The organism is Qipengyuania thermophila, from assembly GCF_004153605.1.
Lineage (GTDB): Bacteria > Pseudomonadota > Alphaproteobacteria > Sphingomonadales > Sphingomonadaceae > Qipengyuania_B > Qipengyuania_B thermophila.
Window position 1 is genome coordinate 56,894 of record NZ_SDSI01000002.1, and the last position, 25,551, is coordinate 82,444.

The 25,551-nt window shown below is 68.9% G+C and carries 21 protein-coding genes, 1 tRNA gene and 1 riboswitch; of the genes, 13 read left to right on the forward strand and 9 right to left on the reverse strand.

The genetic code is table 11. The annotated features are described in order from the left end of the window. Positions 1–9 precede the first annotated feature (9 nt). The 4 genes from ETO60_RS04530 to metH are packed head-to-tail and all read left to right on the forward strand — an operon-like array spanning position 10 to position 5,643. On the forward strand, positions 10–999 hold the full coding sequence (locus ETO60_RS04530) for an ArsR/SmtB family transcription factor (protein ID WP_130003225.1): 990 nt from the start codon (positions 10–12) through the stop codon (positions 997–999). Next, complete coding sequence (metF, locus tag ETO60_RS04535; protein ID WP_130003227.1) at positions 999–1,919, forward strand: methylenetetrahydrofolate reductase [NAD(P)H]; 921 nt, start codon at positions 999–1,001, stop codon at positions 1,917–1,919. The genes ETO60_RS04530 and metF overlap by 1 nt, the downstream gene beginning before the upstream one ends. Next, the gene (locus ETO60_RS04540; RefSeq protein ID WP_130003229.1) at positions 1,916–2,962 is read left to right on the forward strand and encodes a homocysteine S-methyltransferase family protein; all 1,047 of its coding nucleotides are present in this window, start codon (positions 1,916–1,918) and stop codon (positions 2,960–2,962) included. Before metF ends, ETO60_RS04540 begins: the two co-directional genes overlap by 4 nt. Next, on the forward strand, positions 2,959–5,643 hold the full coding sequence (metH, locus tag ETO60_RS04545; protein ID WP_130003231.1) for a methionine synthase: 2,685 nt from the start codon (positions 2,959–2,961) through the stop codon (positions 5,641–5,643). The genes ETO60_RS04540 and metH overlap by 4 nt, the downstream gene beginning before the upstream one ends. Here the strand turns inward: metH and ETO60_RS04550 are convergent. Further along, positions 5,624–6,856, reverse strand: coding sequence for a cation:proton antiporter (locus tag ETO60_RS04550; protein ID WP_130003233.1), 1,233 nt, complete (start codon positions 6,854–6,856; stop codon positions 5,624–5,626). The genes metH and ETO60_RS04550 overlap by 20 nt on opposite strands. Positions 6,857–6,999: 143 nt before the next feature. Continuing rightward, a riboswitch (glycine riboswitch) is annotated at positions 7,000–7,113 on the forward strand. A gap of 156 nt (positions 7,114–7,269) precedes the next feature. Here ETO60_RS04550 and gcvT point away from each other — a divergent pair. Genes gcvT through gcvPB form a run of 4 tightly spaced genes read left to right on the forward strand, consistent with a single transcriptional unit; the run spans position 7,270 to position 11,798 of the window. After that, complete coding sequence (gcvT, locus tag ETO60_RS04555) at positions 7,270–8,412, forward strand: glycine cleavage system aminomethyltransferase GcvT (RefSeq protein WP_130004525.1); 1,143 nt, start codon at positions 7,270–7,272, stop codon at positions 8,410–8,412. Between the two features lie 3 nt (positions 8,413–8,415). Further along, positions 8,416–8,787 carry a glycine cleavage system protein GcvH gene (gene gcvH / locus ETO60_RS04560; protein WP_130003235.1) on the forward strand — a complete coding sequence of 124 codons (372 nt, stop codon included), beginning with the start codon at positions 8,416–8,418 and terminating at the stop codon, positions 8,785–8,787. Between the two features lie 39 nt (positions 8,788–8,826). After that, positions 8,827–10,191, forward strand: coding sequence for an aminomethyl-transferring glycine dehydrogenase subunit GcvPA (gene gcvPA, locus ETO60_RS04565; protein ID WP_130003237.1), 1,365 nt, complete (start codon positions 8,827–8,829; stop codon positions 10,189–10,191). After that, positions 10,188–11,798: an aminomethyl-transferring glycine dehydrogenase subunit GcvPB gene (gene gcvPB, locus ETO60_RS04570; RefSeq protein ID WP_130003239.1), complete on the forward strand. Its 1,611-nt coding sequence runs from the start codon at positions 10,188–10,190 to the stop codon at positions 11,796–11,798. The genes gcvPA and gcvPB overlap by 4 nt, the downstream gene beginning before the upstream one ends. Here the strand turns inward: gcvPB and ETO60_RS04575 are convergent. Further along, positions 11,770–13,080 carry a lipopolysaccharide biosynthesis protein gene (locus tag ETO60_RS04575; RefSeq protein WP_130003241.1) on the reverse strand — a complete coding sequence of 437 codons (1,311 nt, stop codon included), beginning with the start codon at positions 13,078–13,080 and terminating at the stop codon, positions 11,770–11,772. The two genes, gcvPB and ETO60_RS04575, sit on opposite strands and share 29 nt — an antisense overlap. 116 nt (positions 13,081–13,196) lie before the next feature. On the opposite strand from ETO60_RS04575, the gene ETO60_RS04580 reads away from it, so the two are divergent. Continuing rightward, complete coding sequence (locus ETO60_RS04580) at positions 13,197–13,931, forward strand: Nmad3 family putative nucleotide modification protein (protein WP_130003243.1); 735 nt, start codon at positions 13,197–13,199, stop codon at positions 13,929–13,931. Here ETO60_RS04580 and mmsB read toward each other — a convergent pair. From mmsB to ETO60_RS04600, 4 genes are read right to left on the reverse strand one after another with little or no spacing between them, the layout of a single operon-like run. Beyond that, entirely contained in the window at positions 13,918–14,787 is an 870-nt protein-coding gene (mmsB, locus tag ETO60_RS04585) for a 3-hydroxyisobutyrate dehydrogenase (RefSeq protein WP_130003245.1), read from the reverse strand. The genes ETO60_RS04580 and mmsB overlap by 14 nt on opposite strands. A gap of 59 nt (positions 14,788–14,846) precedes the next feature. Then, positions 14,847–15,629: an enoyl-CoA hydratase-related protein gene (locus ETO60_RS04590; protein ID WP_130003247.1), complete on the reverse strand. Its 783-nt coding sequence runs from the start codon at positions 15,627–15,629 to the stop codon at positions 14,847–14,849. Beyond that, the gene (locus ETO60_RS04595; protein ID WP_130003249.1) at positions 15,626–16,666 is read right to left on the reverse strand and encodes an enoyl-CoA hydratase/isomerase family protein; all 1,041 of its coding nucleotides are present in this window, start codon (positions 16,664–16,666) and stop codon (positions 15,626–15,628) included. The genes ETO60_RS04590 and ETO60_RS04595 overlap by 4 nt, the downstream gene beginning before the upstream one ends. A 2-nt stretch (positions 16,667–16,668) precedes the next feature. Next, a complete protein-coding gene (locus ETO60_RS04600) occupies positions 16,669–17,820 on the reverse strand; it encodes an acyl-CoA dehydrogenase family protein (RefSeq protein WP_130003251.1) in 1,152 nt (383 codons plus the stop codon). 47 nt (positions 17,821–17,867) lie between these two features. On the opposite strand from ETO60_RS04600, the gene ETO60_RS04605 reads away from it, so the two are divergent. Further along, positions 17,868–18,236, forward strand: coding sequence for a hypothetical protein (locus tag ETO60_RS04605; protein WP_130003253.1), 369 nt, complete (start codon positions 17,868–17,870; stop codon positions 18,234–18,236). Here the strand turns inward: ETO60_RS04605 and ETO60_RS04610 are convergent. From ETO60_RS04610 to ETO60_RS04620, 3 genes are read right to left on the reverse strand one after another with little or no spacing between them, the layout of a single operon-like run. Continuing rightward, entirely contained in the window at positions 18,223–18,531 is a 309-nt protein-coding gene (locus tag ETO60_RS04610; protein ID WP_130003255.1) for an I78 family peptidase inhibitor, read from the reverse strand. The genes ETO60_RS04605 and ETO60_RS04610 overlap by 14 nt on opposite strands. Then, positions 18,528–18,998 (reverse strand): hypothetical protein, encoded by a 471-nt coding sequence (locus ETO60_RS04615; RefSeq protein WP_130003257.1) that lies wholly within the window; start codon positions 18,996–18,998, stop codon positions 18,528–18,530. Before ETO60_RS04615 ends, ETO60_RS04610 begins: the two co-directional genes overlap by 4 nt. 19 nt (positions 18,999–19,017) lie before the next feature. Further along, a complete protein-coding gene (locus ETO60_RS04620; protein ID WP_130003259.1) occupies positions 19,018–20,517 on the reverse strand; it encodes a CoA-acylating methylmalonate-semialdehyde dehydrogenase in 1,500 nt (499 codons plus the stop codon). 101 nt (positions 20,518–20,618) lie between these two features. On the opposite strand from ETO60_RS04620, the gene ETO60_RS04625 reads away from it, so the two are divergent. From ETO60_RS04625 to ETO60_RS04635, 3 genes are all read left to right on the forward strand, one after another. After that, positions 20,619–20,692 (forward strand) — tRNA-Gly (locus tag ETO60_RS04625). A gap of 276 nt (positions 20,693–20,968) precedes the next feature. Beyond that, positions 20,969–21,994: a patatin-like phospholipase family protein gene (locus ETO60_RS04630; protein WP_130003261.1), complete on the forward strand. Its 1,026-nt coding sequence runs from the start codon at positions 20,969–20,971 to the stop codon at positions 21,992–21,994. Between the two features lie 128 nt (positions 21,995–22,122). Continuing rightward, positions 22,123–25,506, forward strand: coding sequence for an amidohydrolase family protein (locus ETO60_RS04635; RefSeq protein ID WP_130003263.1), 3,384 nt, complete (start codon positions 22,123–22,125; stop codon positions 25,504–25,506). Positions 25,507–25,551 lie beyond the last annotated feature (45 nt).

A 25,551-nucleotide genomic window follows, 5' to 3' on the forward strand; every position in this document is an offset into this window, starting at 1 on the left:
GTAGCGGTCATGCGCAGTGAAACGCTCTTCCGCGCCCTTGGCGACAGCACGCGGCTTCGCATTCTTCATCTGATCGGCTCCACCGAGCTGGCGATCGGGGAACTGGCCGCCATTCTCAATCAGAGCCAGCCACGGGTTTCGCGTCATGTCGCGATCCTGTGCGATGCCGGTCTTGCCGAAAGGCGGCGCGAGGGCAGCTGGGTGTTCATCCGTGCCGCTGCGCCCTTGGCTCGGGACGGGCAAGTGTCGATCGAGGTGGCGCGGCTCTTGGCGGCGGTGCGGCGGGCCGACGGTGAACTCGGCGACGCCTGCCGGCGCGATGTCGAGCGCCTTGAAGAGATCAAGGCGCAGCGCGAGAGCGCGGCGGCCGCCTATTTCGCGGCACACGCGCATCAATGGGACGAATTGCGGCGGATGCACAGTCCCGACACGCAGGTCGAGGACGCCTTGCTGAAGGCGCTCGGCAACAGGTCCATCGGCCATCTTCTTGATCTGGGGACGGGCACGGGACGCATGGCCGAGTTGATGGCGCCGCTGGCGACGCGGGTGACGGCGCTCGACAAGAGCCTCGACATGCTGCGGCTGGCGCGGGCCCGTCTCCAGCATCTGCCGCAGACCGGGGTCGAGGTCGTGCACGGCGATCTGGCGGCGCTGCCCTTTGCGGCCTTCTCCTTCGACACGGTGCTGCTCCACCAGGTGCTCCACTTCGTGCAGGATCCGGTGGCCGCTCTGCTCGAATCGGCGCGGGTGACCGCTCCCGGCGGGCGGGTCGCGGTGGTGGACTTCGCGTCCCATCAGCTCGACGAGCTGCGCGAGCGGCACGCGCATGTGCGTCTGGGATTTGCCGACGACCAGATGGCGCAGATGTTCACCCGTGCGGGGCTGGTGATGGAGGAGACGGCGGCGCTCGAAGGGGGCAGGCTGGTGGTCAAGATCTGGATCGCCGCCAAGCCCGATCATCCCGTCAGCGCGTCGGTCCCTTCGGCGAGGGCGTCCTGATGCTCGACCGTGTCCGCGAACAGCGCACTGCGGCCGAACCGTCGCTGTTCGCGTCCCTGCCCGGTGACATCTCGGCCAGCTTCGAGTTCTTCCCGCCCAAGACCGAGCGGATGGAGGAACAGCTCTGGGACGCCGTGCTCCAGGTCCGGGATCTGCGGCCCGCCTTCGTGTCCGTCACCTATGGGGCAGGGGGGTCGACGCGTGAGCGGACGCACAACACGGTTGCCCGCATCATTGCCGAAGCCGGGCTGCCGGCGGCGGCCCACCTCACCTGCGTGGATGCCAGCCGCGCGGAGACCCGCGCGGTGGCGGAGCGGTACTGGAGTGCAGGCGTGCGGCACATCGTTGCTCTTCGCGGCGATGCCGGCACCCCCGGCGCGCCGTTCACGCCGCATCCCGAAGGCTATGCCAGCGCCGAGGAACTCGTGCGTGGCCTGCTCGAGGTGGCACCCTTCGAGATCACCGTCGCCGCCTATCCCGAAACGCATCCGGACGCCGTGTGCGCGCGCAGCGACCTCGACAACCTCAAGCGCAAGATCGACGCCGGCGCGACGCGCGCCATCACCCAGTTCTTCTTCGATGCGGAGACGTTCCTGCGGTTCCGCGACAAGGCCGAAGAATGCTGCATCGGCGTGCCGCTCATCCCGGGCATCCTGCCCGTCACCAATGTCGCGCAGGCGCGCCGGTTCGCGGAACAGTGCGGTGCGCACATGCCCGAATGGCTCGACGGCCTGTTCGACGGCCTGGACGAGCGTCCGGCGGCGCGGCAGCTGGTGGCCGCCACCGTGGCGGCCGAGCTGTGCCGCAAGCTCTATGCCGGCGGGGTGCGGCAGTTCCACTTCTACACGCTCAACCGGGCCGAGCTGTCCTATGCCATCTGCCACATGCTGGGCATGCGGCCGCACGGGGGCCGTGCATGAACGCCCGCGATGCCCTGCTTGCCGCGGCCAGTGAGGCCATTCTGGTCAAGGACGGCCCTTATGGCACCGCCATCCAGGCGTGCGCCCTGTCGGCCGACGATTATGGCGGATCGCTGGGCCTTGAGGCCGAGCAGAAGGGCAACAACGATCTTCTCAATCTGACCCAGCCCGGCGTGGTGCGCAGCATCTGCGACAGCTACATCGCCGCCGGCGCGCGGCTTCTTGCCACCAACACCTTCAACGCGAACCGCATCAGCCAGGCCGACTACGGGGCCGAGCACCTCACCGGCGCGATCAATCACGCCGCAGCCCGCATCGTGCGCGAGGCGACCGACGCGGCGACGGCGCGCGACGGGGTGCGGCGCTTCGTCGCCGGCGCCGTCGGCCCGACCAACAAGACCCTGTCGCTTTCGCCCCGGGTCGAGGATCCGGGCTACCGCGAAGTGAGCTTCGATGCCATGGCCGCCGTCTACCGCGAGCAGTGCGAGGCGCTGATCGAGGGCGGAGCGGATTTCATCCTGATCGAGACAGTGTTCGACACCCTCAACTGCAAGGCGGCGATCGCGGCGGTGCGGGAGGTGGAAAGGGATCTGGGCCGCTATGTGCCGATGATGATCTCGCTCACCCTGACCGACCTGTCCGGGCGCAACCTGTCGGGGCATACGGTGGAGGCGTTCTGGCATTCCGTGCGCCACGCGCGTCCGGTCGCGGTCGGCCTCAACTGCTCCTTCGGGGCCGAACAGCTGCGCCCCCACGTGCAGCTGCTGTCAGGGATCGTCGATGCCCTGCTGCTGGTCTATCCGAATGCCGGGCTTCCCAACGACCTCGGGCAGTATGACGAGGCGCCGCACACGACCGCCGCGCTGATCGAGCCGTGGGTCCAGGCGGGGCAGGTCAACATCGTGGGCGGCTGCTGCGGCTCCACGGCCGCGCACATCGCCGCCATTGCCGAGATGGTGCGCGCAGTGACACCGCGTCCCCTGCGCACCCTTGCGCCTGCGCTTCGCCTCGCGGGCCTCGAACCGTTCACGCTGGCCGCATGAGCGCGCTGTTCGACACAGGCGAGGCTCTGCCGCGCGGGCATGTGGCTGAAGCTGCCCGACCGGCGACAGGGAGGGGCACGCCGGCGGGGGATCGTTCCGCGCGGTTCGTCAACATCGGCGAGCGCACGAACGTCACGGGCTCGGCGCGGTTCAAGAAGCTGATCCTTGCGGGCGACTACACCGCGGCGGTCGAGGTCGCGCGCGAGCAGGTCGCGGGCGGCGCCCAGATCATCGACGTCAACATGGACGAGGGTCTGCTCGACGCCGAGGAGGCGATGACGACCTTTCTGAGGCTGATCGGCGCGGAACCCGACATCGCCCGGATCCCGGTGATGGTCGACAGTTCCCGGTGGGAGGTCATCGAGGCCGGGCTGAAATGCGTCTCGGGCAAGCCGATCGCCAATTCGATCAGCCTGAAGGAAGGCGAGCAGGCGTTCCTCGCGCAGGCGCGCATCTGTCTCGATCTGGGCGCAGCGGTCGTGGTGATGGCTTTCGACGAGGAGGGCCAGGCGGACACACGGGCGCGCAAGGCTGACATTTGCACCCGCGCCTACGCGCTGCTCACCGGCATCGGCTTCCCGCCCGAAGACATCATCTTCGATCCCAACATCTTCGCCGTCGCGACCGGCATGGAGGAGCATGACCGCTACGCGCTCGAGTTCATCGAGGCGTGCCGCGACATCAAGGAACGCTGTCCTCACGCGCGGATCAGCGGCGGGCTGTCGAACCTCTCGTTTAGCTTCCGCGGCAACGAGACCGTCCGGCGGGCCATGCATTCCGTGTTCCTGTACCACGCCATTCCGGCGGGGCTCGACATGGCGATCGTGAACGCCGGGCAGATGGACGTGTACGACACCATCGATCGGCATCTGCGGGACGCGTGCGAAGACGTCATCCTGTGCCGCCGGCCCGACGCGACGGAGCGGCTGATCGCCCTGGCGGAAAGCTACAAGGGCGCGGGCGAGCACACGGCGAAGGCCGAAGCCGAATGGCGCAGCCTGACGGTCGCACAGCGGCTGGAGCATGCGCTGGTCAAGGGCATCGACACCTTCATCGTCGCCGACACGGAAGAGGCGCGGCAGGCGGCCGCGCGCCCGATCGAGGTCATCGAGGGGCCGTTGATGGACGGCATGAACACGGTGGGTGACCTGTTCGGCAGCGGCAAGATGTTCCTGCCCCAGGTGGTGAAGTCCGCCCGGGTCATGAAGAAGGCCGTGGCGCACCTCATCCCGTTCATCGAGGCGGAAAAGGATCGCCTCGCGCCCGAAGACCGGCGCAGCAAGGGCCGCATCGTCATGGCGACGGTCAAGGGCGACGTTCACGACATCGGCAAGAACATCGTCGGCGTGGTGCTGCAGTGCAACGGCTACGAGGTCATCGACCTCGGCGTCATGGTGCCGTGGCCGCAGATCCTCGATGCGGCGAGGGAGCACCGGGCCGACATGATCGGCCTGTCGGGGCTGATCACGCCATCGCTCGACGAGATGGTGACGGTCGCACAGGAAATGGAGAAGGCCGGCATGTCGCTCCCGCTCCTCATCGGCGGGGCGACGACCAGCAAGGTCCACACCGCCCTGCGGATCGACGGTGCCTATTCGGGGCCGGTGGTCCATGTCCTCGACGCGAGCCGCGCGGTCGGCGTGGCCAGCCGGCTCCTGTCCAAGACGCAGCGCAGCGCCTTCGTGGCCGAGACGGCGACCGAGTATCAGGAGGTTCGGGACAAAAGGCAGGGCAAGGGACACTCGCCGCTGCTGCCGCTGGCCGATGCACGGGCCAATGGCTTTGCCGCCGACCCTGCCCTGAAGCCGCCGCCGCCGGCCCGCCCCGGCCGGCACGTGTTCGCCGACTGGCCTCTCGACGACCTCAGGGAAGCTATCGACTGGACGCCGTTTTTCCGCGCCTGGGAACTGCATGGCACCTTTCCGGCAATCCTTGACGACCCCGTCGTGGGCGCCAGCGCGCGCAGCCTCTTCGATGACGCGCGGGTCATGCTGGATGAAATCGTCTCCGGAAAGTGGCTGACGGCGCGCGGCGTCTGCGGGTTCTGGCCGGCGCGGCGCGAGGGTGACGATGTGGTGGTCGACGGGGGAACGCGTCTTGCGTTCCTGCGCCAGCAGGTCAGCAAGTCGCGCGGCCGCGCGAACTACTGTCTGGCCGACTTCGTCGACGCGCAGGACGACTGGCTGGGCGGGTTCGCGGTCGGGATGCATGGCCTCGAGCCGCATCTGGCGCGGTTCAGGAGTGCCCACGACGACTACCGCGACATCCTGCTGAAAGCGCTCGCCGACCGGCTCGCCGAGGCGTTCGCGGAGCGGCTGCACCAGCACGTCCGCACACGCCTCTGGGGTTACGCGCCCGACGAGGCGCTGTCGAACGACGCGCTGATCCGCGAGGAATACAGCGGCATCCGCCCTGCGCCCGGCTATCCGGCCTGCCCGGATCACAGCCTCAAGCCCGTGCTCTTCGATCTGCTCGGCGCGGAGGAGCACGCCGGGCTGAGCCTCACCGAAAGCTTCGCGATGCTGCCGACAAGCGCTGTGTCGGGCTTCTATTTCGCCCATCCGCAGGCGGAGTATTTCGGCGTGGCGCGGATCGGACGGGACCAGCTCGAGGATTATGCCGCCCGGCGCGCGGTGGCTCTGGCGCAGGCGGAGCGTTGGCTCAGGCCGAACCTCGACTGATCCCGGTCACGCCCGCCGGCGATGCCCCGTCCGGCTCAAGCCGCCGCAGCAGAGGCGTGACCATCGGCACGGTCAGCATGGTCGAGGCGACCGCCATCAGCAGCATGGCCGTGAACAGGTCGGCCGAAATGATGCCCCGGTCCAGCAGCACATTGGCGAAGATGATCTCGATCAGCCCCTTGGTCTGCAGCAGCCAGCCGATGACGCCCGCCTCTCCGGCTCGCCACCGCAGCAGCCGTCCGGCAAGACCAAGGCCGGCGAGCTTGCCCGTCACGGAGGCTGCGAGAAGAAGCGACGCCGCACCGAACACCGCCAGCCCGCCGACGTCCCACTGCGTGCGAAGTCCGGTTGAGAGGAAGAACACCGGCATCACCGTCAGCAGGACGGTGGCGCGGAAATTGTCGAGCGCCTCGCGCCCGAACCAGCGCACATCCAGCACCACGCCGGCCAGGAAGCCGCCCACCATGAAGTGCAGGCCGGCCCAGTCGGCGCCGAGCGCGACGGCCGCCAGCCACACCAGCCCGGCGATCCAGCGGTCCGTGGGCGCGAGGCGGCCGATGACACGCCTGACAAGAAAGGCGAGAACCACGAAGGCGAGCAGGAACAGCGCCTGCCGGCCGATCCGCGCCCAGTCCAGCAGGATCAGCGCCAGCACTCCCCAGATCGCCAGATCGTCGAGCGAGGCGTAGCGCAGGATCCGCTGGCCAAGGGGACGGTGCATCTGCCCGATCCGCTCCAGCAGCAGCACCAGTATCGGCAAGGCCGTCACCGCGCAGCCCATGCCGATGCCCAGCACGAGCTGCCACGGCGCGCCGCGACCGCCGCCCCACGCGGCACCGCTGGCCACCAGCACGAGGGCGGCGAGGCAGCCGAACACGAACGGGGTGACGAGCGCCAGGCTCGCGGTGAGCGCCGTCTCCGCCCGCGCCGTCCAGGCGGCGCGCAGATCGAGTTCCAGACCTGCCGACCAGACGAACAGCAGCACCGCCCACCATCCCAGCCCGTTGAGTGCGGTGACGACCTCAGGCTGAAAAACCGCGGCGTGAACGGCCGGAAAGGCGGCGCCGAGCACGCCCGGCCCGAGCAGCACCCCCGTCACGATCTGCACCACCACCAGCGGCGCCCAGCGATCAGTCCGCAACAGCTTCCAGATCGCCCACGGCGCGGCGAAGATGAGCAGCATGGCAATCAGGTAGAGTTCGACTGTCGACATGCGAGACCCCCTCGCGCGCCTCATACGGGCGGCACGTGTGGCCGGCCATGGGGAAAAGGCGCTCGGGTGGCAGCAAGGTCATTGACGGCCATCGGGCGATGGCGCAGGACCGCACGTGTCGGTCGCGGGAGTGATTCTGCGGCAGGACACGCGCGGGAGAGTTCGCCGGTCTGTCTGCCGCCATGGCGGACCCGCCCGGCGGCGCCGAAGGAGCAACCGCCCCGGAATCTCTCAGGCCACCGGACCGCGCGGGTTCAACGACACTCTGGAAAGCGTCGTCGGCGGCAACGCCGCGGCCACCGAAGGGGGAAACCGCCGTCTGCCCGACGCGGTGAAGCTCTCAGGTTCTCCGACAGAGGGGGCAACGGGTCCGCTTCGCTGGTGAGGCGCGGCCGTGCGTGTCGGGAGCTGCCGTGGACGACGACCTGCAACCGGAACTGCTCCTGCTGCCGCTGGACGGCTGGCATCGCCGGCAGGGTGCGCGCATGGTGCCGTTCGCCGGCTACGAGATGCCGATCCAGTACACGGGCGAGGGCGGCGGGATCGTGGCCGAGCATCACTGGACCCGGACCAGTGCGGGCCTGTTCGACGTCAGCCACATGGGCCAGCTGGTCGCCTCGGGTGCGGGCGCGGGCGCGGCGCTCGACGCGCTCCTGCCCGCGCATGTGTCGCGGCTGAAACCGGGCCGGGTGCGCTACTCGCTCCTCCTCGCGGAGGACGGCGGGATTCTCGATGACCTCATGGTCACCAACATCACGGAAGACGATGGCGAGGCGCGCTATCTCCTCGTGGTGAACGGGGCGACGAAATGGGACGACATCGCCTATCTGCGCGAGCATCTGCCCGATGAGGTGACGCTGACCCATCTCGACGAGCAGGCGCTCCTCGCCTTGCAGGGACCGGCAGCCGACACGGTGCTCCGTCGCCTGTTTCCGCAACTCCCCGAAAATTTCGTGTTCATGCAGTCCGTCGCGATCCGCAACGAGGACACGGTCTTGCGGGTGTCGCGGTGCGGCTACACCGGGGAAGACGGGTTCGAGCTGTCGGTCCCCGCCGACCGGGCCGAGGCGCTGGCCGATCTGCTGGTGGCGCAGCCCGAGGTCCGGCCCGCGGGGCTGGGCGCCCGCGACTCGCTCAGGCTGGAGGCGGGCCTGCCGCTCTACGGTCATGACATGGACGCCAGCCGCGATCCGGTCAGCGCCGACCTCGGCTTCGCGCTGACGAAAAGCCGACGCGAACAGGGCGGCTGGACAGGGCATGCGGCCTGTGCCGCCAAAATTGCCGGCGGCGTGCCGGAGAGGCGGGTAGGCCTCGTCCTCGACGGCCGCCTGCCCGCCCGCGAAGGCGCGGTGGTGTACGACGGCGCGCGTCCGGTCGGGCAAGTGACGAGCGGCGGCTTCTCCCCCACACTCGGCCATCCTGTCGCCATGGCCTATGTCGCGGCGGATCACGCCGCTGCCGGAACCCCCGTCGAGGTGGAGGTGCGCGGCAAGCGGCTTCCGGCCACCGTGGCGCCGCTGCCCTTCGTACCCCATCGCTACCATCGAGGACACTGACGCATGGCACGCTATTTCACCACCGAGCACGAGTGGATCGATGTCGACGGCGATGTCGCCACCGTGGGGATCACGGATTACGCACAGGAGCAGCTTGGCGACATCGTCTTCGTCGACCTGCCGGAGGACGGCGCCGAAATCGCCAAGGGCAAGGATGCGGCCGTGGTCGAAAGCGTCAAGGCCGCCAGCGACGTCTACTCCCCCGTATCGGGGACGGTCGTGGAAGCGAACGCCGCGCTTCAGGACGATCCGGCGCTGGTCAACTCGGACCCCGAAGGCGAAGGCTGGTTCTTCAAGCTGGCGATCGCCGACGAGAGCGAGCTTGCCGGGCTGATGGACGAGGCGGCCTACCGGGAGTTCGTCGCCAATCTCTGACCGGGCCGGAGCGAAACGGCCGAGCAAGGAAGACTGCCCATGCGCTACCTCCCTCTGACCGACAGCGACCGGCAGGCCATGCTCAGCACGATCGGCGCCGGAAGCATCGACGATCTGTTCGCCGACGTGCCGCGCGAAGCATGGCTCGACGGGCCGATCGAGGGTTTGCCGCTGCATGCGTCCGAACAGGCGGTGGAACGCCACATGCGCAAGCTGGCCCGGCAGAACGTGACGGCCGGCGATGTGCCGTTCTTCCTCGGCGCCGGGGCCTACCGGCACCATATCCCGGCATCGGTCGACCACATCATCCAGCGCGGCGAGTTCCTGACCGCCTACACGCCCTACCAGCCCGAGATCGCGCAGGGCACGCTGCAGATGCTGTTCGAGTTCCAGACGCAGGTGGCGCGCCTGTATGGCTGCGCGGTGGCGAACGCGTCCCTGTATGACGGGTCCACGGCCTGCTGGGAAGCGATCGGCATGGCGCGGCGGATCACCCGGCGCAATCTGGCGATCCTCGATGCCGGCCTGCATCCGCATTACGTCGAGGTTGCGCGCACCATGGCGCGGTTCACCGGCGACCGGATCGACCATGTGCCGCCCGTGCTCGAGGCCGGCTGCGGCGAGGACGCGCTGATCGCACGGATCAAGGCCGCCGAGCCAAGCTGCGTCGTCGTCCAGTATCCGGACATCCTTGGCCGCATTCCCGATCTTGCCCGGATCGGCGCGGCCGCGCGGGAGCAGGGTGCGCTGCTGATCGCGGTGAACACCGAGCCGGTGGCGCTGGGCGCGATCCGGTCGCCCGGCGAAGAGGGCGCGGACATCGTGGTCGGCGAGGGGCAGGCGCTGGGCGTGGGGCTGCAGTTCGGGGGACCCTATCTCGGCCTGTTCGCCGTGCGCGATCCCCGCCATGTGCGCCAGATGCCGGGACGCCTGTGCGGCGAGACGGTGGACGCCGAGGGCCGGCGCGGTTTCGTGCTGACCCTGTCCACTCGCGAGCAGCACATCCGCCGCGAGAAGGCGACGAGCAACATCTGCACCAACAGCGGACTGTGCGCCCTCGCCTTCAGCGTGCACATGACCCTGCTCGGAGAGAAGGGGCTGCGCGCGCTTGCGGCCGAGAACCACCGGCTCGCCTGCCACGCCGCTGAGCGGCTGGCGCAGGTGCCGGGCGTCCGCCTGCTGAACGACACGTTCTTCAACGAGTTCACCCTTCTTCTCGGGTGCGATGCGCGCGCCGTGGTCCGGCGCCTGGCGGGGAACGGCGTGCTCGCGGGCGTGTCGCTCGGCCGCCTCTATCCCGACCAGCCGCAGCTTGCCGAAGGTCTGGTGGTGGCGGTCACCGAAACGACCACGGAAGAGGACATCTCCGCCCTGGCCGATGCCCTGCAGGAGGCGCTCGCATGAATGCTCCTAACAAATCCGGATGGAAGCCCGCGATGCAGGCGGCCGGTTCCGGCGAAGGCAGTGCCGCGACCCACACCGGCAACCGCGCCCTGATGCTCGAAGAGCCGCTGATCTTCGAGATCGGCCATCGCGAGACCACCGGCGTCGATCTGCCTGCACCCTCGTCCGGTGGCAGCGACCGGCTTGGCCGGTTCGCCCGGACGGCGCCCATCGACCTGCCCGGCCTGTCCGAACCGGAAACGGTGCGGCACTACACCCGTCTGAGCCGGCAGAACTATGCCATCGATCTCGGCCTGTTTCCGCTCGGCTCGTGCACGATGAAGCACAATCCGCGGCTCAACGAGAAGGTGGCGCGCCTGCCCGGCTTTGCCGACGTCCACCCGTTGCAGCCGGTCGATACCGTGCAGGGCGCGCTCGCGGTGATCGACGAGCTTGCCCGCTGGCTGATTGCGCTGACCGGCATGCATGCGGTGGCGATGAGCCCCAAGGCCGGGGCTCATGGCGAGCTGTGCGGCATCCTGTGCATCCGCGCCGCGCTGGACGCGCGGGGGGAGAGCGGACGGACCGTGATCCTCGTGCCCGAGAGCGCGCATGGGACCAATCCCGCAACGGCGGCGTTTGCCGGCTTTTCCGTCGAGGAAGTTCCTGCCAACGCCGACGGGCGGGTCGATCTGCCCGCCTTGAAGGCGCGGCTTGCCAGGGGCGGCGACGGCGCGGGCGATGTCGCCGGGGTGATGATCACAAACCCGAACACCTGCGGCCTTTTCGAACGCGACATGAAGGCGATTTCCGACGCCGTTCACGACGCCGGTGGTTACGTCTATTGCGATGGCGCGAACTTCAACGCAATCGTCGGGCGGGTCCGCCCCGGCGACCTCGGCATCGATGCCATGCACATCAACCTGCACAAGACCTTTTCCACTCCGCACGGCGGCGGGGGGCCGGGTTCGGGTCCGGTGGTGCTGTCCGAGGCGTTGGCGCCGTTCATGCCGCTGCCCTACACGGCGCGGACGGCGGACGGCCACATCCACCTCGTCGAGGAGGAGCGTGCCGACGCATTCTCGGAAGAGCATTTCGGCGGCGTCATGCAGTCGTTCGGGCGCATGACCGCCTTCCACGGCCAGATGGGCATGTTCACCCGCGCGCTGACCTACATCCTCAGCCACGGTGCCGACGGGCTGAGGCAAGTGGCCGAGGATGCGGTGCTCAACGCGAATTACGTGCTGCGCTCGCTGGAGGACGTGCTCGACGCGCCGTTCGCCCGCAGCGGGCCGTGCATGCACGAGGCGCTGTTTTCCGATGCCGGGTTCGGCGGCGGCCTGTCGACCCTCGATCTCGCCAAGGGACTGATCGACGAAGGCTTCCACCCGATGACCGTCTACTTCCCGCTGGTGGTGCACGGGGCGATGCTGGTCGAACCGACCGAGACGGAAAGCAAGGCGGCGCTAGACCAGTTCATCGGCGCGTTGCGTCACCTCGCGGAGCGGGCGAGGGCCGGAGACGAGACGCTGAAGGCGGCCCCGGTCCATGCGCCGCGCCGCCGTCTCGACGAGACGCAGGCGGCGCGGCGGCCCGTGCTCACCTGGGGCGGAACCGATCCTCGCTGAGAGGGTCGCTCAGAACCGGTGACACATCATCAGCCTCCGCTTCCGGCGCGAGGCGGATGATGCGCAGCGACAGCATCGCGGTCCACAGCCCGAGGACCGACAGGGCGCTGGCAAACAGCACGACGAAAGCGGCGCCTTTCAGCCCCTGCCATCCGATCGCCGCGTCGAGCATGACGAAGCCGAGCGCCAGCGGCGCCGCGCGGACGAGGAAGGTGGTGCCGGCGCGGCCCGCGGAGATGAGCAGCGATTCAAGGCTCGCGCCGGTCATTTCCACTGCGCCCGCGATCGCGAGAATGACCATGGTCCAGTAGACGCCCGAGAACTGAGGTCCGGCGATCACGTCCAGCAGCCAGCGGCCGGCGACCACCGCCACGACCGCCGCCGCGACCCCGGCGACGAGGGCCAGCGTGGCGATGCGCCGCGCCATGTCGACGGCCTGGCTGCCGGCCTGCACCAGCTCCGGGTAAACGGCCTTGGACAGCAGCTGCGCGAGCTGCATCAGGCCCTGTCCGAGTTGCGCGGCGACCCTGAACCCGCCGGCGGCGGCGTCCCCGCCCACGGCGCCCACGAGCAGGATCAGGATCTGCTTGGAGCCGACATTCAGGCTTCCCAGAAGGTTGGTCGACCAGACGAAGCGCCAGACGTCGGGGTGCGACCGGGGAAGATGGCGCAGGCTGATGGTCATGCCGTGCAGGCGTTCCTGGCTCAGCGCGGCGATCCATACCGCCGCCGCCACCGCGATCTCCGCCACCGCCCAGGCAAGCAGGAAGCCGGTCACTGTCGGCAGGAACGCCGATGCCAGAAAGGCGCCCGCCACGCGCATGACCGGCTGCACGGCCTCCGCCGACGCCGCCCGCGCATAGGCGAAGCGCCGCCGGAGAAGCCCGATGGGGGTGGACCGCGTGCAACAGGCGAGCACCGCGCCGTAGGCGAACATCGCCGGCCCCAGCTCGGCGGGCACGGGAAGCCACAGGGCGGCGGTGCCGGCGAGAGCTGCGGCGAGCACGACGCCGATGGCGACCGACACGAGATCCAGCGCCACCGCGAATCCGGTTGCTTCGGCCGGACCGTCCGGGCCGCTGCCCCAGCGCACGACGAGCTGCCAAGTCTGAAATCCCGCCAGACCGGCCACCGTCTGCCCCATGGCCAGAACGACCGCGAGCACCCCGAACGCCTCAAGCCCCAGGGTGCGGGTGGCGACCGCGAGGTAGACGAGGCTGAGAACCGCGTTCAGCCCGCGCCCGCCGAGCAGCCAGCCGAGATTGCGCGCCAGCCGCCTCATCGTCGGCTCCCCGTCCGGCTGCGGCGCGAGACGGTGCGCGGCGCTGTCACCATTGCCCGGCGGCGAGAGTGCATGGTGTTGCCCGCGCGCGCGCGGCAAGGCTATGCACGGTGGCCATGCGGGTCATCCTCAGCCGCAAGGGCTTCGACAGCAGCGCGGGCGGAGGACCATCGCCGATCGTGAACGGACGGCCGGTGACGCTGCCGATCCCGGCCGCATCCGGGTCGCAGACCACCTACGGCGCGCTGGGGCTGGGCGCTCTGGCCGCCCGCGCCAGCTGCGGCCGGTATGGCCCGGACAGCTTCTGCCACCACGATCCCATGTTCCTCGACGACGGAACGTGCCTGTTCGGCCAGTGCTCCGCGGCGCAGACCCATCTGGCCAACCAAGGAGTGACGCGCGGCGATGTCTTCCTGTTCTTCGGCCTGTTTGCCGACGAGGACACGGGCGAGTGGCACCACCGCATCTTCGGCGCCCTCCGGATCGCGCGGATCGTGCATCTCGCGAGTGCCGACGCGGACGAGATCGACCGCCTCGCCCGCCACGGCCATCCCCATGCCTTGCGGATGGAAAGCCGGAACGATGCCGTGTATTGCGGTGAAGGTCGCCTCGCGCGTCATGCCAGCGCTGCGCTCAGGCTGACTGTCTGCGGCGGCCCGCCAAGCGTCTGGCGCATCCCCGACTGGCTGCGGCCCGGGAACCTGACCTACCACGGACGGGCGGATCGCTGGCTGCCCGGCTCCCGCCTGAGATCGGCACCGCGGGGACAGGAGTTTGTCGCTGACCTTACCCGGTCGTCAGCGGGCTTGCAGTGGCTGCGCGGCATCATCGCCGAGATCAATAGGTCGTGATGATGGCGGAGAAATCCCGCTTGCCATTCCCCGCGCCGGCGAAATCCTCGTAGAGAGCGGCCGCCCGCGATCCCAGCGGAACGGCCGCGTCGGCGCTGTCCGCCGCCTCCATGGCGAGGCGCAGATCCTTCAGCATCAGTTCCGTCGCGAAACCGCCCTGATACCCGTTGTCGGCCGGCGATTGCGGTCCGACGCCGGGCACCGGGCAATAGCTGGTCATGGACCAGTTCTGGCCCGAGCTGACGGAGGAGATGTCGTAGAATGTCTGCGGATCGAGGCCCAGCTTCTCGGCCATGCGGAACGCCTCGCAGGTGCCGATCATGTGGATGGCGAGCAGCATGTTGTTGCAGATCTTGGCCGCCTGTCCGTTGCCGGCATCACCGGCATGGATCACCGCCTTGCCCATCGCTTGCAGGATCGGTTCGGCGCGGGCGAACGCCTCGGCGGTGCCGCCGACCATGAAGGTCAGCGTGCCCGCCGCCGCCGCTGCAATCCCGCCGGAGACCGGCGCGTCGACCATCTCGTATCCGGCCTCGCGCGCCTTCTCCGCCGCCTCGCGTGCAGTGGCGACGTCGATGGTCGAGCAGTCGATGAACAGCGCGCCGCGCGGCGCATGGCCGATCACCTCGCCGGTGAAGGCGGACAGCACGATCTGGCCGTTAGGCAGCATCGAAACAACCGCCTCGGCGTCGGCGACCGCTTCGGCAATGGAGGCGGTGCGGGTGCAGCCGTTCTGCTCGGCACGGGCCAGCGCGTCCTCGCTTAGGTCGAAGGCGCGCACCGTGTGGCCCGCCTTGACGAGGTTGGCGGCCATCCCGCCGCCCATGTTGCCAAGACCGATGAAGGCGATGTTCATGTTCTACCTCGCTTCTCTGCGGAATGAGCGAACGGGGTCGCGCTTTTCCTGAAAACGGCTCAACGCCCCTTCCACTGCCCCTGACGCTTTTCGATGAAGGCCTGCATTCCCTCCACCTTGTCCTCGCTTGCGGCGAGGATCTGGAACAGGCGGCGTTCAAAGCGGATGCCTTCGGTCAGGGTCAGCTCTTGAGCGGCGTTCACCATCTCCTTGTTGGCGATGGCGGCCATCGGCGGCATGGCGGCAATTTCCTGCGCGGTTTTCAGCGCCTCGTCCAGCAGCGTGTCGTGCGGCACGACGCGCGCGACCAGCCCGCTGCGCTCGGCCTCGGCGGCGTCCATCATCCGGCCGGTCAGGCACATCTCCATCGCCTTGGCCTTGCCGATGGCGCGGGTCAGCCGCTGCGATCCACCCATGCCGGGCGCGACGCCCAGCTTGATTTCCGGTTGGCCGAATTTCGCGCGGTCCGAAGCGATGATGAAATCCGCCATCATCGCCAGCTCGCACCCGCCGCCCAGGGCAAAGCCGTTGACGGCCGCGATCCACGGCTTGCGCACGGCATTCACCAGATGGCTCTGCCAGCGCGAGAAGAAATCGTGGAGGTAGAAGTCGGCCGCTTCCTTCTCCGCCATCTCCTTGATGTCGGCTCCGGCGGCGAAAGCCTTGTCGCCTGCGCCGGTCAGCACCGCGCACCGTTGCGTCTCGTCGGCCTGATAGGCTGAGAAGGCGGCGATCAGTTCCTCGAGCACGGCGCTGGACAAGGCGTTGAGCGCCTGCGGACGGTTCAGGGTGACGAGGGTGACCGGCCCTCTCGTCTCGGTCGCGATGGTCTCGTACGTCATTGCGGTGTCCACTCCTCGTCAGCGGGCAGGGGGGCGAAGATGGCGTCGAGCAGCGCCTCCGTCACCGCAGCCGGGGTCGGCGGATCCCAGTGCGGATCGCCGGTCTTGTCGACGATCACCGCCCGGACACCTTCGGCAAAGTCGGGGCGGGTGAGCACCCGGCTGGCGATGCGGTATTCCATGGCCATGTTGTCGGCGAAGTCCGTCAGCGTGGCGCTTTGCGCCAGCTGCCGCAGCGCCACCTTGCAGGTCTGCGGGGACTTGCTGCACAGCGTCTCGAGTTCCCGCGCCGCCCACTCGCCGCCATCGGCCTCGAGCGCGGCGATGATGTCCTCCAGGTTGTCAGAAGCGAACAGGCGGTCGATGTCCTCGCGGTGTTCGAGGATGCGCGCGGCGGGCGGAGCAGCGGACAGTGAATCCAGCACGCCGCCGACGGGTTCTCCGCCGCAGATGCGGTCCCTGGCCTCGGCCAGCTTCCCGTTGGGCAGGTAGTGTGTTGCGAGACCCAGCGCGAGGCATTCCGCGCCGTCGAGTCGCGCCCCCGTCAGCGCCATCCACTGACCCGTGCGGCCCGGCAGCCGCGAGAGGTACCAGCCGCCGCCGACATCCGGGAACAGCCCGATGCCCGTCTCCGGCATGGCGAGCTTCGTCCGCTCCGTCGCCACGCGGAAGCTGCAGGGCAGGGCGATGCCGACGCCGCCGCCCATGGTGATCCCGTCCATGAACGCCACGGTGGGCTTGCCATAGGTGAACAGCCGGTGATTGAGCCGGTATTCGTCGAAGAAGAAGGCCCGCCCGCTCCTGCCGCCATCCTCGAGGGCGGACCTGCGCAGAAAGGCGATGTCGCCGCCGGCGCAGAAGCCGCGCCCCTCCGCATGGTCGATCAGCACGGCACCGACCCGATCGTCACCCGCCCATTCGGCGAGTGCAGCGTCCATCGTGCGGCACATGGCGTGTGTCAGCGCATGAAGCGCCTCGGGCCGGTTCAGCGAAAGGTGCCCTGCCGACCCGTCGATGCGTGCCAGAACCTCTGCCATCGTCAGCGTCCCTGCCGCAACAGGTCGCGCCCGACGATGACGCGCATGATCTGGTTGGTGCCTTCGAGGATCTGGTGAACCCGCAGGTCGCGCCAGAACCGCTCGATCGGATAATCCTTGAGATAGCCGTAGCCGCCGAACAGCTGAAGGGCGTCGTTCACCACCCTGGAGCCGTTGTCGGTCGCCAGCCGCTTGGCCATGGCGGAAAAGCGCGACTTGTCCGGCGCGTTGTCCGTCACCTTCGCCGCCGCGAGGTAGAGCAGGGCGCGCGCCGCCTCGAGGTCGGTGGCCGTGTCGGCGAGCATGAACTGCGTGTTCTGAAGGTCGGCGATCGGGGCGCCGAACTGCTGCCGGTCTCGGGTGTAGGCAATCGCCTCGTCAAGGCACCGCTGCGCCCCGCCGAGCGAGCACGCACCGATGTTGAGCCGCCCCCCGTCCAACCCCATCATGGCGATGCGGAAGCCCTGTCCTTCGGCGCCGATCCGGTTGACCACCGGCACCCGCGCGTCCTCGAAGATGACCTGCGCCGTCGGGGAAGCGTTCCAGCCCAGCTTGTTCTCCGGCGCGCCGAAGCTTACACCGTGCGTCTCGCGGTCCACCACCAGCGCCGTAATGCCGCCCGTCTTGTGGTCGCCGGTGCGGACCATGGTCACGTAGACGTCGTTCACGCCGCCGCCGGAAATGAACTGCTTGGTGCCGTTCAGCACGTAGTGATTGCCGTCCAGCCGGGCGCTGGTCTTCAGCCCCGCCGCATCCGATCCGCTCCCCGGTTCGGTGAGGGCGTAGCTCGCGATCCTGTCCATGGTGACGAGATCGGGAAGGTAGCGCGCCTTCAGCTCCGCATCGCCGAAGGCGTCGATCATCCACGCGGCCATGTTGTGGATGGAGATGAAGGCGCTCGTGGTGGGACAGCCATAGGCCATCGCTTCCATGATCAGCGCCGCTTCGAGCCGTCCAAGGCCGATCCCGCCGCTTTCCTCGCTTACATAGATGGCGCCGAAGCCGAGTTCGGCCGATCGCTTGATGACGTCGACGGGGAAATGCTTGTTCTCGTCCCATTCCCCTGCGAAGGGCGTGATGTTGTCGGCGGTGAAGCGCTGCGCCGTTTCCTGGATCGCACGCTGGTCGTCGGTCAGCTGGAATTGTCCGGTCATGGCCCGCGCTGTAGCGGCGCCGGCGGCGAAGCGAAAGGGTGCGGCGGATGGCGGGCGCCGACGAGGTGATCTTCGTGTACAACGCCGATGGCGGGCTCGCGTCGCGGGCGATGGACGCCGTGCACAAGATCGTGCGGCCGGAAACCTACGCGTGCGACCTGTGCATGATCACCCACGGAGCGCTGACCATGCGCCGCGAATGGCGCACCTTCACCCGGCGGCTCGGCGTGCCCAACCGTGCCCTCCACCGCGATGAGTTCGCGCGGGAGTTTCCCGGCTGCGGCTTTGCCTGGCCGGCGGTGATCGCGCGGTCCGGCGCGGCGTGCGAACTCCTGGTCAGCCGGCAGGAGCTTGCCGGCATGACCACCGTGGCCGAACTGGCCACGGCGGTGGAGCGCGCACTCAGCCGCAGGTGATCCGGTTGATCCTCAGGCGCTCGTCATAGGAGACGGTCACCCGGTCCATCCGGTAGTCCATGGTCAGCGCGCTGTTCGGCGGCGCCCAGCGCAGTGTCCGGCTGCGGGTGAGCTGCAGGATGCGCGTGCCAAGCTCGGCGGTGGCGGTCTGCCCGATGTGCCCCTGTGCCGGCTGCGCGTCACAGGTGCCATCGCCCATGTCCCGTCCCGCCGGGTCCACGCTCGACGGGGGCGGCGCGGTCACGCACCCGGCGAGCAACGCCACCGCCCCTGCAGCCAGCACACATCGCATCATCGGCACCTCCTGTATGTAAACGGCCCGAACTGTCCATCCGGCCCCGTGGATGAACGCACGAGCACGTCCCCGTTCTCCCGCAGTGTCAGCATTTCCTGCGTGCGCCACGTCATTCCCTCGCCGGTGAAGGCGAAATGCGCGCCCACTTCATCCGGCGCGCGCCGCGAGGCGCTTTCGAGCACGCCGGCGCTTTCATAGAAGCGTGCCCCGGTCGCGCCGAGCGTCATCAGACCCTTGGCGTCACTGCGGCCCTTCTCGCAGTCGGCCGCCGTCATCCCCCAGCGGCCGCGAAAGGCGGGTGGAATCTCGTCCGCGGCAGCCATGCCGGCCGGAGTGGCGGCGGGACTGGTATCCAAGGGCACGGGCGCCGTGGCACCTGCGGATGGATCGTCACCGCTCGCCGTCCGGTCCGCCGGCGCCGCATCTCCCGAACAGGCAGCGAGCGCGGCGAGCGCAAGCATCAACATGGCGCTGCGCATGGCGGCCTCAGCCCATGGTCGGGATGATGAAGGCGTTCGATCCGTCCCCGCCGCCGTCGGGCCAGCGCTGAGTCACCGTCTTGACCTTCGTCCAGAACTTCACCCCTTCCGTGCCGTACTGGTTCGTGTCACCGAACGCGCTCCGCTTCCAGCCGCCGAACGAGTGATAGGCGACCGGCACGGGGATGGGAACGTTGATGCCGACCATGCCGACATTGACTCGGCTGGCGAACTCGCGGGCGGCATGGCCGTTACGGGTGAAGATCGCGACACCGTTGCCGTACTGATGCTCGGACGGGAGACGCAGCGCCTCCTCGAAGTCACGGGCGCGCACGATTTGCAGTACGGGCCCGAAGATCTCCTCGCGGTAGCTTTCCATGTCGGTCGTCACCCGGTCGATGAGCGTCGGGCCGACATAGAAGCCGTTCTCATGCCCTTGCAGGGTGAAGCCGCGGCCATCGATCACGATCTCCGCGCCTTCGCGTTCGGCCGTGTCGATCCAGCCTTCGACGCGGGCCTTGTGCTCGGGCGTGACGACCGGACCGTAATGCGCCTCGGGATCGGTGGAGACGCCGACGCGCAAGGCGTTGATCGCAGGGACCAGCTTCTCGCGCAGCGCGTCGGCCGTGTCGGCGCCCACGGGCACCACCACCGGAAGGGCCATGCACCGTTCTCCCGCCGAGCCGAACGCGGCGCCGGTCAGATCGTTCACCACCTGGTCTAGGTCGGCGTCGGGCATGACGATGCCGTGGTTCTTGGCTCCGCCCATCGCCTGCACCCGCTTGCCCGCGGCGACACCGCGCTTGTAGACGTAGTGCGCGATGTCGGACGAGCCGACGAAGCTGACCCCGGCGATGTCCGGGTGGTCGAGGATGGCGTCGACCATTTCCTTGTCGCCGTGAACGACCTGCAGCAGCCCCTCGGGCGCCCCCGCCTCGACGAACAGTTCGGCGAGGCGCACCGGGACCGAGGGATCGCGCTCCGACGGTTTGAGGATGAAAGCGTTGCCCACCGCGGTCGCCATCCCGAACATCCACATCGGGATCATGGCCGGGAAGTTGAACGGGGTGATTCCCGCACCGATGCCCAGCGGCTGGCGCATCGAATACACATCGATGCCCGGTCCGGCGCCAAGGGTGAACTCGCCCTTCAGCACCTGCGGAATGCCGCAGCAATACTCGATGACCTCCAGCCCGCGCTGGATGTCGCCCTTGGCATCGTCGATGACCTTCCCGTGCTCCGAGGCGAGAAGATGGGCAAGGTCGGCCATGTTCTTCTCGATCAGTTCCTTGAAGCGGAACATGACGCGGGCGCGGCGCTGCGGATTGGTCTGCGCCCAGCCGGGCTGCACCGCGCGGGCCGCGGCCACGGCACGGTCGAGAAGCGACGCATCGCCGAGGCCGACTTGCGCCTGAACTTCTCCCGTGGACGGATTCCAGACCCGGTGCGTGCGGCCCGGCGTGAGGCCGGCGGTGCCGCCGGCGAGGAAATGGTCGATCATGCGCATGAAGCTGTCCTCTCCGTTTTGCCAGAGCACCTGCGCCCGCCGACTTGCGAAATCAACCGGATTGACGCTGAACCGAGGCTGCGGCAGAGACGATCGGGCAGGCGGGTATGATGTAATGGTAGCCTGTCAGCTTCCCATGCTGAACGCGCGGGTTCGATTCCCGCTACCCGCTCCACACGCTCCCCAGACGCCGGCCGCCGGGGATGCCCAGCTTCAGGGACTGTGTGGCGGTGGTGCGGCATTGCCGGTCGCCCGACCCTCTCCGCCGTGCCCTTGCCGCGGCCAAGCCTCCTCCCGGGAAGTCCCCTGCGCGTGTGCCTCCCGCCGCTGCACCCCTGAGGCGAGGCGCCGCGTCTCTCGCCTTGGACCCTCCGTCTCCCCGATCGTTGTGTCCGTGTCGCGGCGTCTCATGCATCGTGCGGGGCGGCGGCGGACCGGGAGCGACGAGGTGATGACGAAGCCGATCAATCTTGCCCTTCAGGGTGGCGGATCGCACGGGGCTCTGGCGTGGGGAGTTCTCGACCGCCTGCTGGAGGACGAGACTCTCACCATCGCCGAAGTCAGCGGCACCAGCGCCGGGGCGATGAACGCCGTGGTGCTGGCCGATGGCTGGCAGCGGGGCGGCCGCGAGGGGGCGCGCGTCGCGCTCAGAACCTTCTGGGAGCGGGTGAGCCGCGCCGCCGTGTATTCGCCGATCCAGCGCAGCCCGCTCGACAAGCTTCTCGGGCGCTACAGCCTCGACTATTCGCCCGGCTATCTGCTGTTCGAAGGCATCAGCCGGATGTTCTCGCCCTATCAGCTCAATCCGCTGCGGCTCAACCCGCTGCGCGATCTCCTGCTGGACGTCGTCGATTTTGCGAACGTGAACGCCTGCCGGGACGTGGTGATCCATGTCACGGCGACGCATGTGCGCACCGGGCGGGCACGGGTGTTCTCGCGCGGGGAGGTGACCTGCGATGCCGTGATGGCGTCGGCTTGCCTGCCGCAGCTCTTCCCGGCCGTCACCATCGATGGCGAGGAGTACTGGGACGGCGGCTTCTCGGCCAATCCGGCGATCATGCCGCTCGTCCGCAGCCCGGCCAGCCCCGACATCGTGATCGTCCAGATCAACCCGGTGGTGCGGTGCAATCCGCCGCGCACGGCGCGCGAAATCCTGAACCGGGTCAACGAGATCAGCTTCAACACCGCGCTCATCAAGGAACTGAGGACGATCGCGGTGATGCAGGATCTGGCAAAGGAACGGGGCGGGGCAGGCGAGGGCGGGCGCGACACCTATCTGCACCTGATCCACGCCGATGCCGAGGTGCAGGACCTTGCCGCCTCCTCGAAGCTGAACGCGGAGTGGGCCTATCTGGAACTTCTGTTCGAGCGCGGGCGCGGATGGGCCGACCGGTGGCTGAGCGCGCACCGCGACAGCATCGGGCAGCGCTCGTCGTTCGATCTGGAGGATTTCTTCGCCGATCCGCCGGGAGTGTAGCCTGCCCTGCACCAACGGCGGCGTTCCACCCATGGCGGAAGCGCGCGCACCCAAACCATTGACGGGCCTGACGCCGCGATTACGGTCGCGCCCACAGCCGCTTCTTCCAGTGCAAAGGTCGTGCCCTCATGATGTCATCCGTTGCCGGCGCCCTCGCGCTCGCGCTTGCTGCCCAGGCTGCTCAGCCGCAGCCGGTTTCCCCGCCCGTCGAGCAAACCCAGGCGCCCGAGAGCGAGATCATCTCGCAGCAGGCGCAGCAGCAGCATGCGCCGCGCCCGCAGCCGCAGGCTCCGGCGAATGCGCCCGAGCCCGCGGCGCCCAAATGGGACGTGAACGCGCCGCGCGGCCTGACGCTGCGCGAGGCGCGGATCGACACGGACGAGGGCACGTGGATGAACGTGGACGTGTCCCCCGACGGACGTCTGCTGGCCTTCGACCTGCTGGGCGACATCTACGTCATGCCGGTGACCGGCGGGACGCCCACGCGCATCGCGGAAGGGCTGGCGTTCGAGCATCAGCCCCGCTTCTCGCCCGACGGGCGCCGGATCGCCTTCACCTCGGACCGGGGCGGGGGCGACAACATCTGGGTCATGAACATCGACGGTTCGGACAAGCGGCAGGTCACGACGGAGACGTTCCGGCTCCTGAACCAGCCGACCTGGAGCCCGGACGGCCAGTTCATCGCGGCGCGCAAGCATTTCACCACCGGACGATCCCTGGGAACCGGCGAGGTGTGGCTGTATCACGTGTCGGGCGGCTCCGGCGTGCCTCTCGTCAAGCGGGCGAACGAGACGCTGCAGAAGGAGCTGGGGGAGCCGACCTTCGCACCCGACGGCGACGCGATCTACTACGTCCGCAACACCACGCCCGGTCCGATCTTCGAATACGCGCAGAATTCCCGCCAGGGGATCTTCGCCATCGAGCGCTACGATCTGAACACGGGCGAGGTCTCCAGCGTCGTTGCCGGACCGGGCGGAGCGGTGCGGCCCACCCCGTCAAGGGATGGACGGTTGCTGGCGTTCGTGCGGCGCGAGAACAACATCACCAGCCTGTTCGTGCGTGATCTGGCCACCGGCGCGGAACGGCGCCTTCATTCGCCGCTCGACCGCGACATGCAGGAAACATGGGCGGTGACGGGGGTCTATCCGAACCTCGCCTGGACACCGGACAACCGCGCCGTCGTGTTCTGGGCCGGCGGGAAGCTCAACCGGGTGAACGCGGATGGCAGCGGCCATGCCGTGATCCCCTTCCGGGTCAGCGACACGCGGGTGATTGCCGACGCGACGCATCCGGCGGTCGCCGTGGCGCCGGACACGGTCACCACGCGGATGCCCCGCTGGGCCAGCGTCAGCCCGGACGGCCGCACCGTGGTGTTCGAGTCGCTGGGCAAGTTGTGGATCCGGCCGATGTCCGGCGGCGAGGCGCGCCGGCTCGTCGCGGACAGCGGCGACGCCATGGAAGCATGGCCGAGCTGGTCGCGCGATGGCCGCCAGATCGTGTTCGTGTCCTGGACCGACAGCGATCTGGGCGCCATCAGCACGGTTCCCGCCACGGGTGGCCGCGCGCGCGCCATCACCCGCGAACGCGGCCACTACGCCAATCCGCGCTTCTCGCCGGACGGGCGGCTGATCGCGTTCGAGCAGCGCAGCGGCGGCTATCTGACCGCGGCGCGCGGCGGCGGCCGGCCCGGGTTGCACCTCGTCAACGTCGACGGAACGAACCAGAGGCGGCTGAGGGTCGAGGGGAGCACGCCGCAGTGGGGCGCCCGCAGCGACCGGCTGTTCTTCATCGGCTCGCGCGAGGGCAAGGCGGCGCTGCTCAGCACCGATCTCGAGGGCGGCAACAGCCGGACACACGCGACCGGCGAGCTGGTGAACGACATCTCGGTGTCTCCCGACGGGAGGCACATCGCGTTCCGCCAGAATTATCAGGCGTTCGTCACGCCGCTGATGCCGGGAACGCAGGACGTGGCGCTGGCGCCGGACGGCAAGGCGCTGCCGGTCACCCGGGTCAGCGAGGATGGCGCCGATTTCCTCGGCTGGTCGGGGGATGGCGCGCGGCTGCACTGGAGCCTCGGTCCTACGCTCTTCACCGCCACGACGCGCGAGCTGTTCGCCGCGGCGCCCGCTGCCGGACAGGCGGCGCGGTTCACGCCGCCGCGCGAGGGCGTCTCGCTCGCGCTCACCGTGCCGGCCGACAAGCCGCGCGGCGCGGTTCTCCTGACCGGTGCGCGCATCGTCACGATGGCCGATGCCGACGGCGGTGTCCTCGAACGCGGCGACATCCTGATCCGCGGCGACCGGATCGTCGCCATCGGGCCGTCGGGAACGCTGACGCCGCCGCGCGACGCCATCCGTGTGCCTCTGGAAGGCAAGACGATCGTCCCCGGCTTCATCGACGGACATGCCCACGGTCCGCAGGGCGAAGGCGACCTCGTGCCTCAGCAGAACTGGTCGGCTCTTGCCAATCTGGCGCTGGGCACCACCACGATCCACGATCCCTCGTCCAGCGCGCGCACCATCTTTCCGGCTGCCGAGATGCAGCGGGCAGGGGTGATCGTCGCCCCGCGCACCTTTTCCACCGGCGAGATCATCTATGGCGCCCGCGCGGCCCGGGTCTATGCCGAGATCGACAGCTACGAGGACGCGCTGAACAGCGTCCGCCGCCTGAAGGCCCAGGGCGCCAACTCGGTCAAGAACTACAACCAGCCGCGCCGCGACCAGCGGCAGATGGTGACGGCGGCGGCGCAGGCGGAAGGCATGCTGGTCGTGCCCGAAGGCGGGTCGCTCTACACCATGGATGTGAGCCTCATCCAGGACGGCAATTCGACCATGGAGCACAACGTGCCGGGCGAGGTGTTCTACAAGGACTTCGTCGATCTGTGGGCGCAGACCCGCGTCGGCTACAACCCGACGCTGGTGGTGGCCTACGGCGGACCGGCGGGCGACCCCTACTGGCGGCAGCACACCGACGTGTGGAGGCACCCGATCCTGTCGCGGCACGAGCCGATGGCGATGCTGCTGGCCAACAACGCCCGCCGGACCATGGCGCCGGAAGAGGACTATGTCGACGACGACGCGGCGCGCGAGGCGGTCAAGCTGGCGCGGCGCGGCGTGGATGTGGCCATCGGCGGCCACGGCCAGCAGGCCGGCCTGGCGGCGCACTGGGAGATGTGGAGCCTCGGCCGCGGCGGAGCCACACCGCTCGAAGCGCTCAAGATGGCGACCATCATGCCGGCCCGCATCTACGGGTATGAGCGCGACATCGGTTCGCTGGAGGTGGGCAAGCTTGCAGACCTGGTGGTGCTCGACGCCAATCCGCTCGCCGACATCCGCGACACCGACAAGGTGCACCGCGTCATGCTGGGCGGCCGGCTCTACGACCCGCTCACGATGAACGAGGTGGTGACCGGCACGCGGCGGCGCGCACCCTACTGGTGGGAGCAGGAAGGCAGCGGCGACGGCGCCGGCGCGCGGGTGACGCACAGCCATACGCACGGCCACGCGGACTGAGGCGCGCGTGCGTCATCATCCCTTCATGCGTGTTTTGTAGGCAGG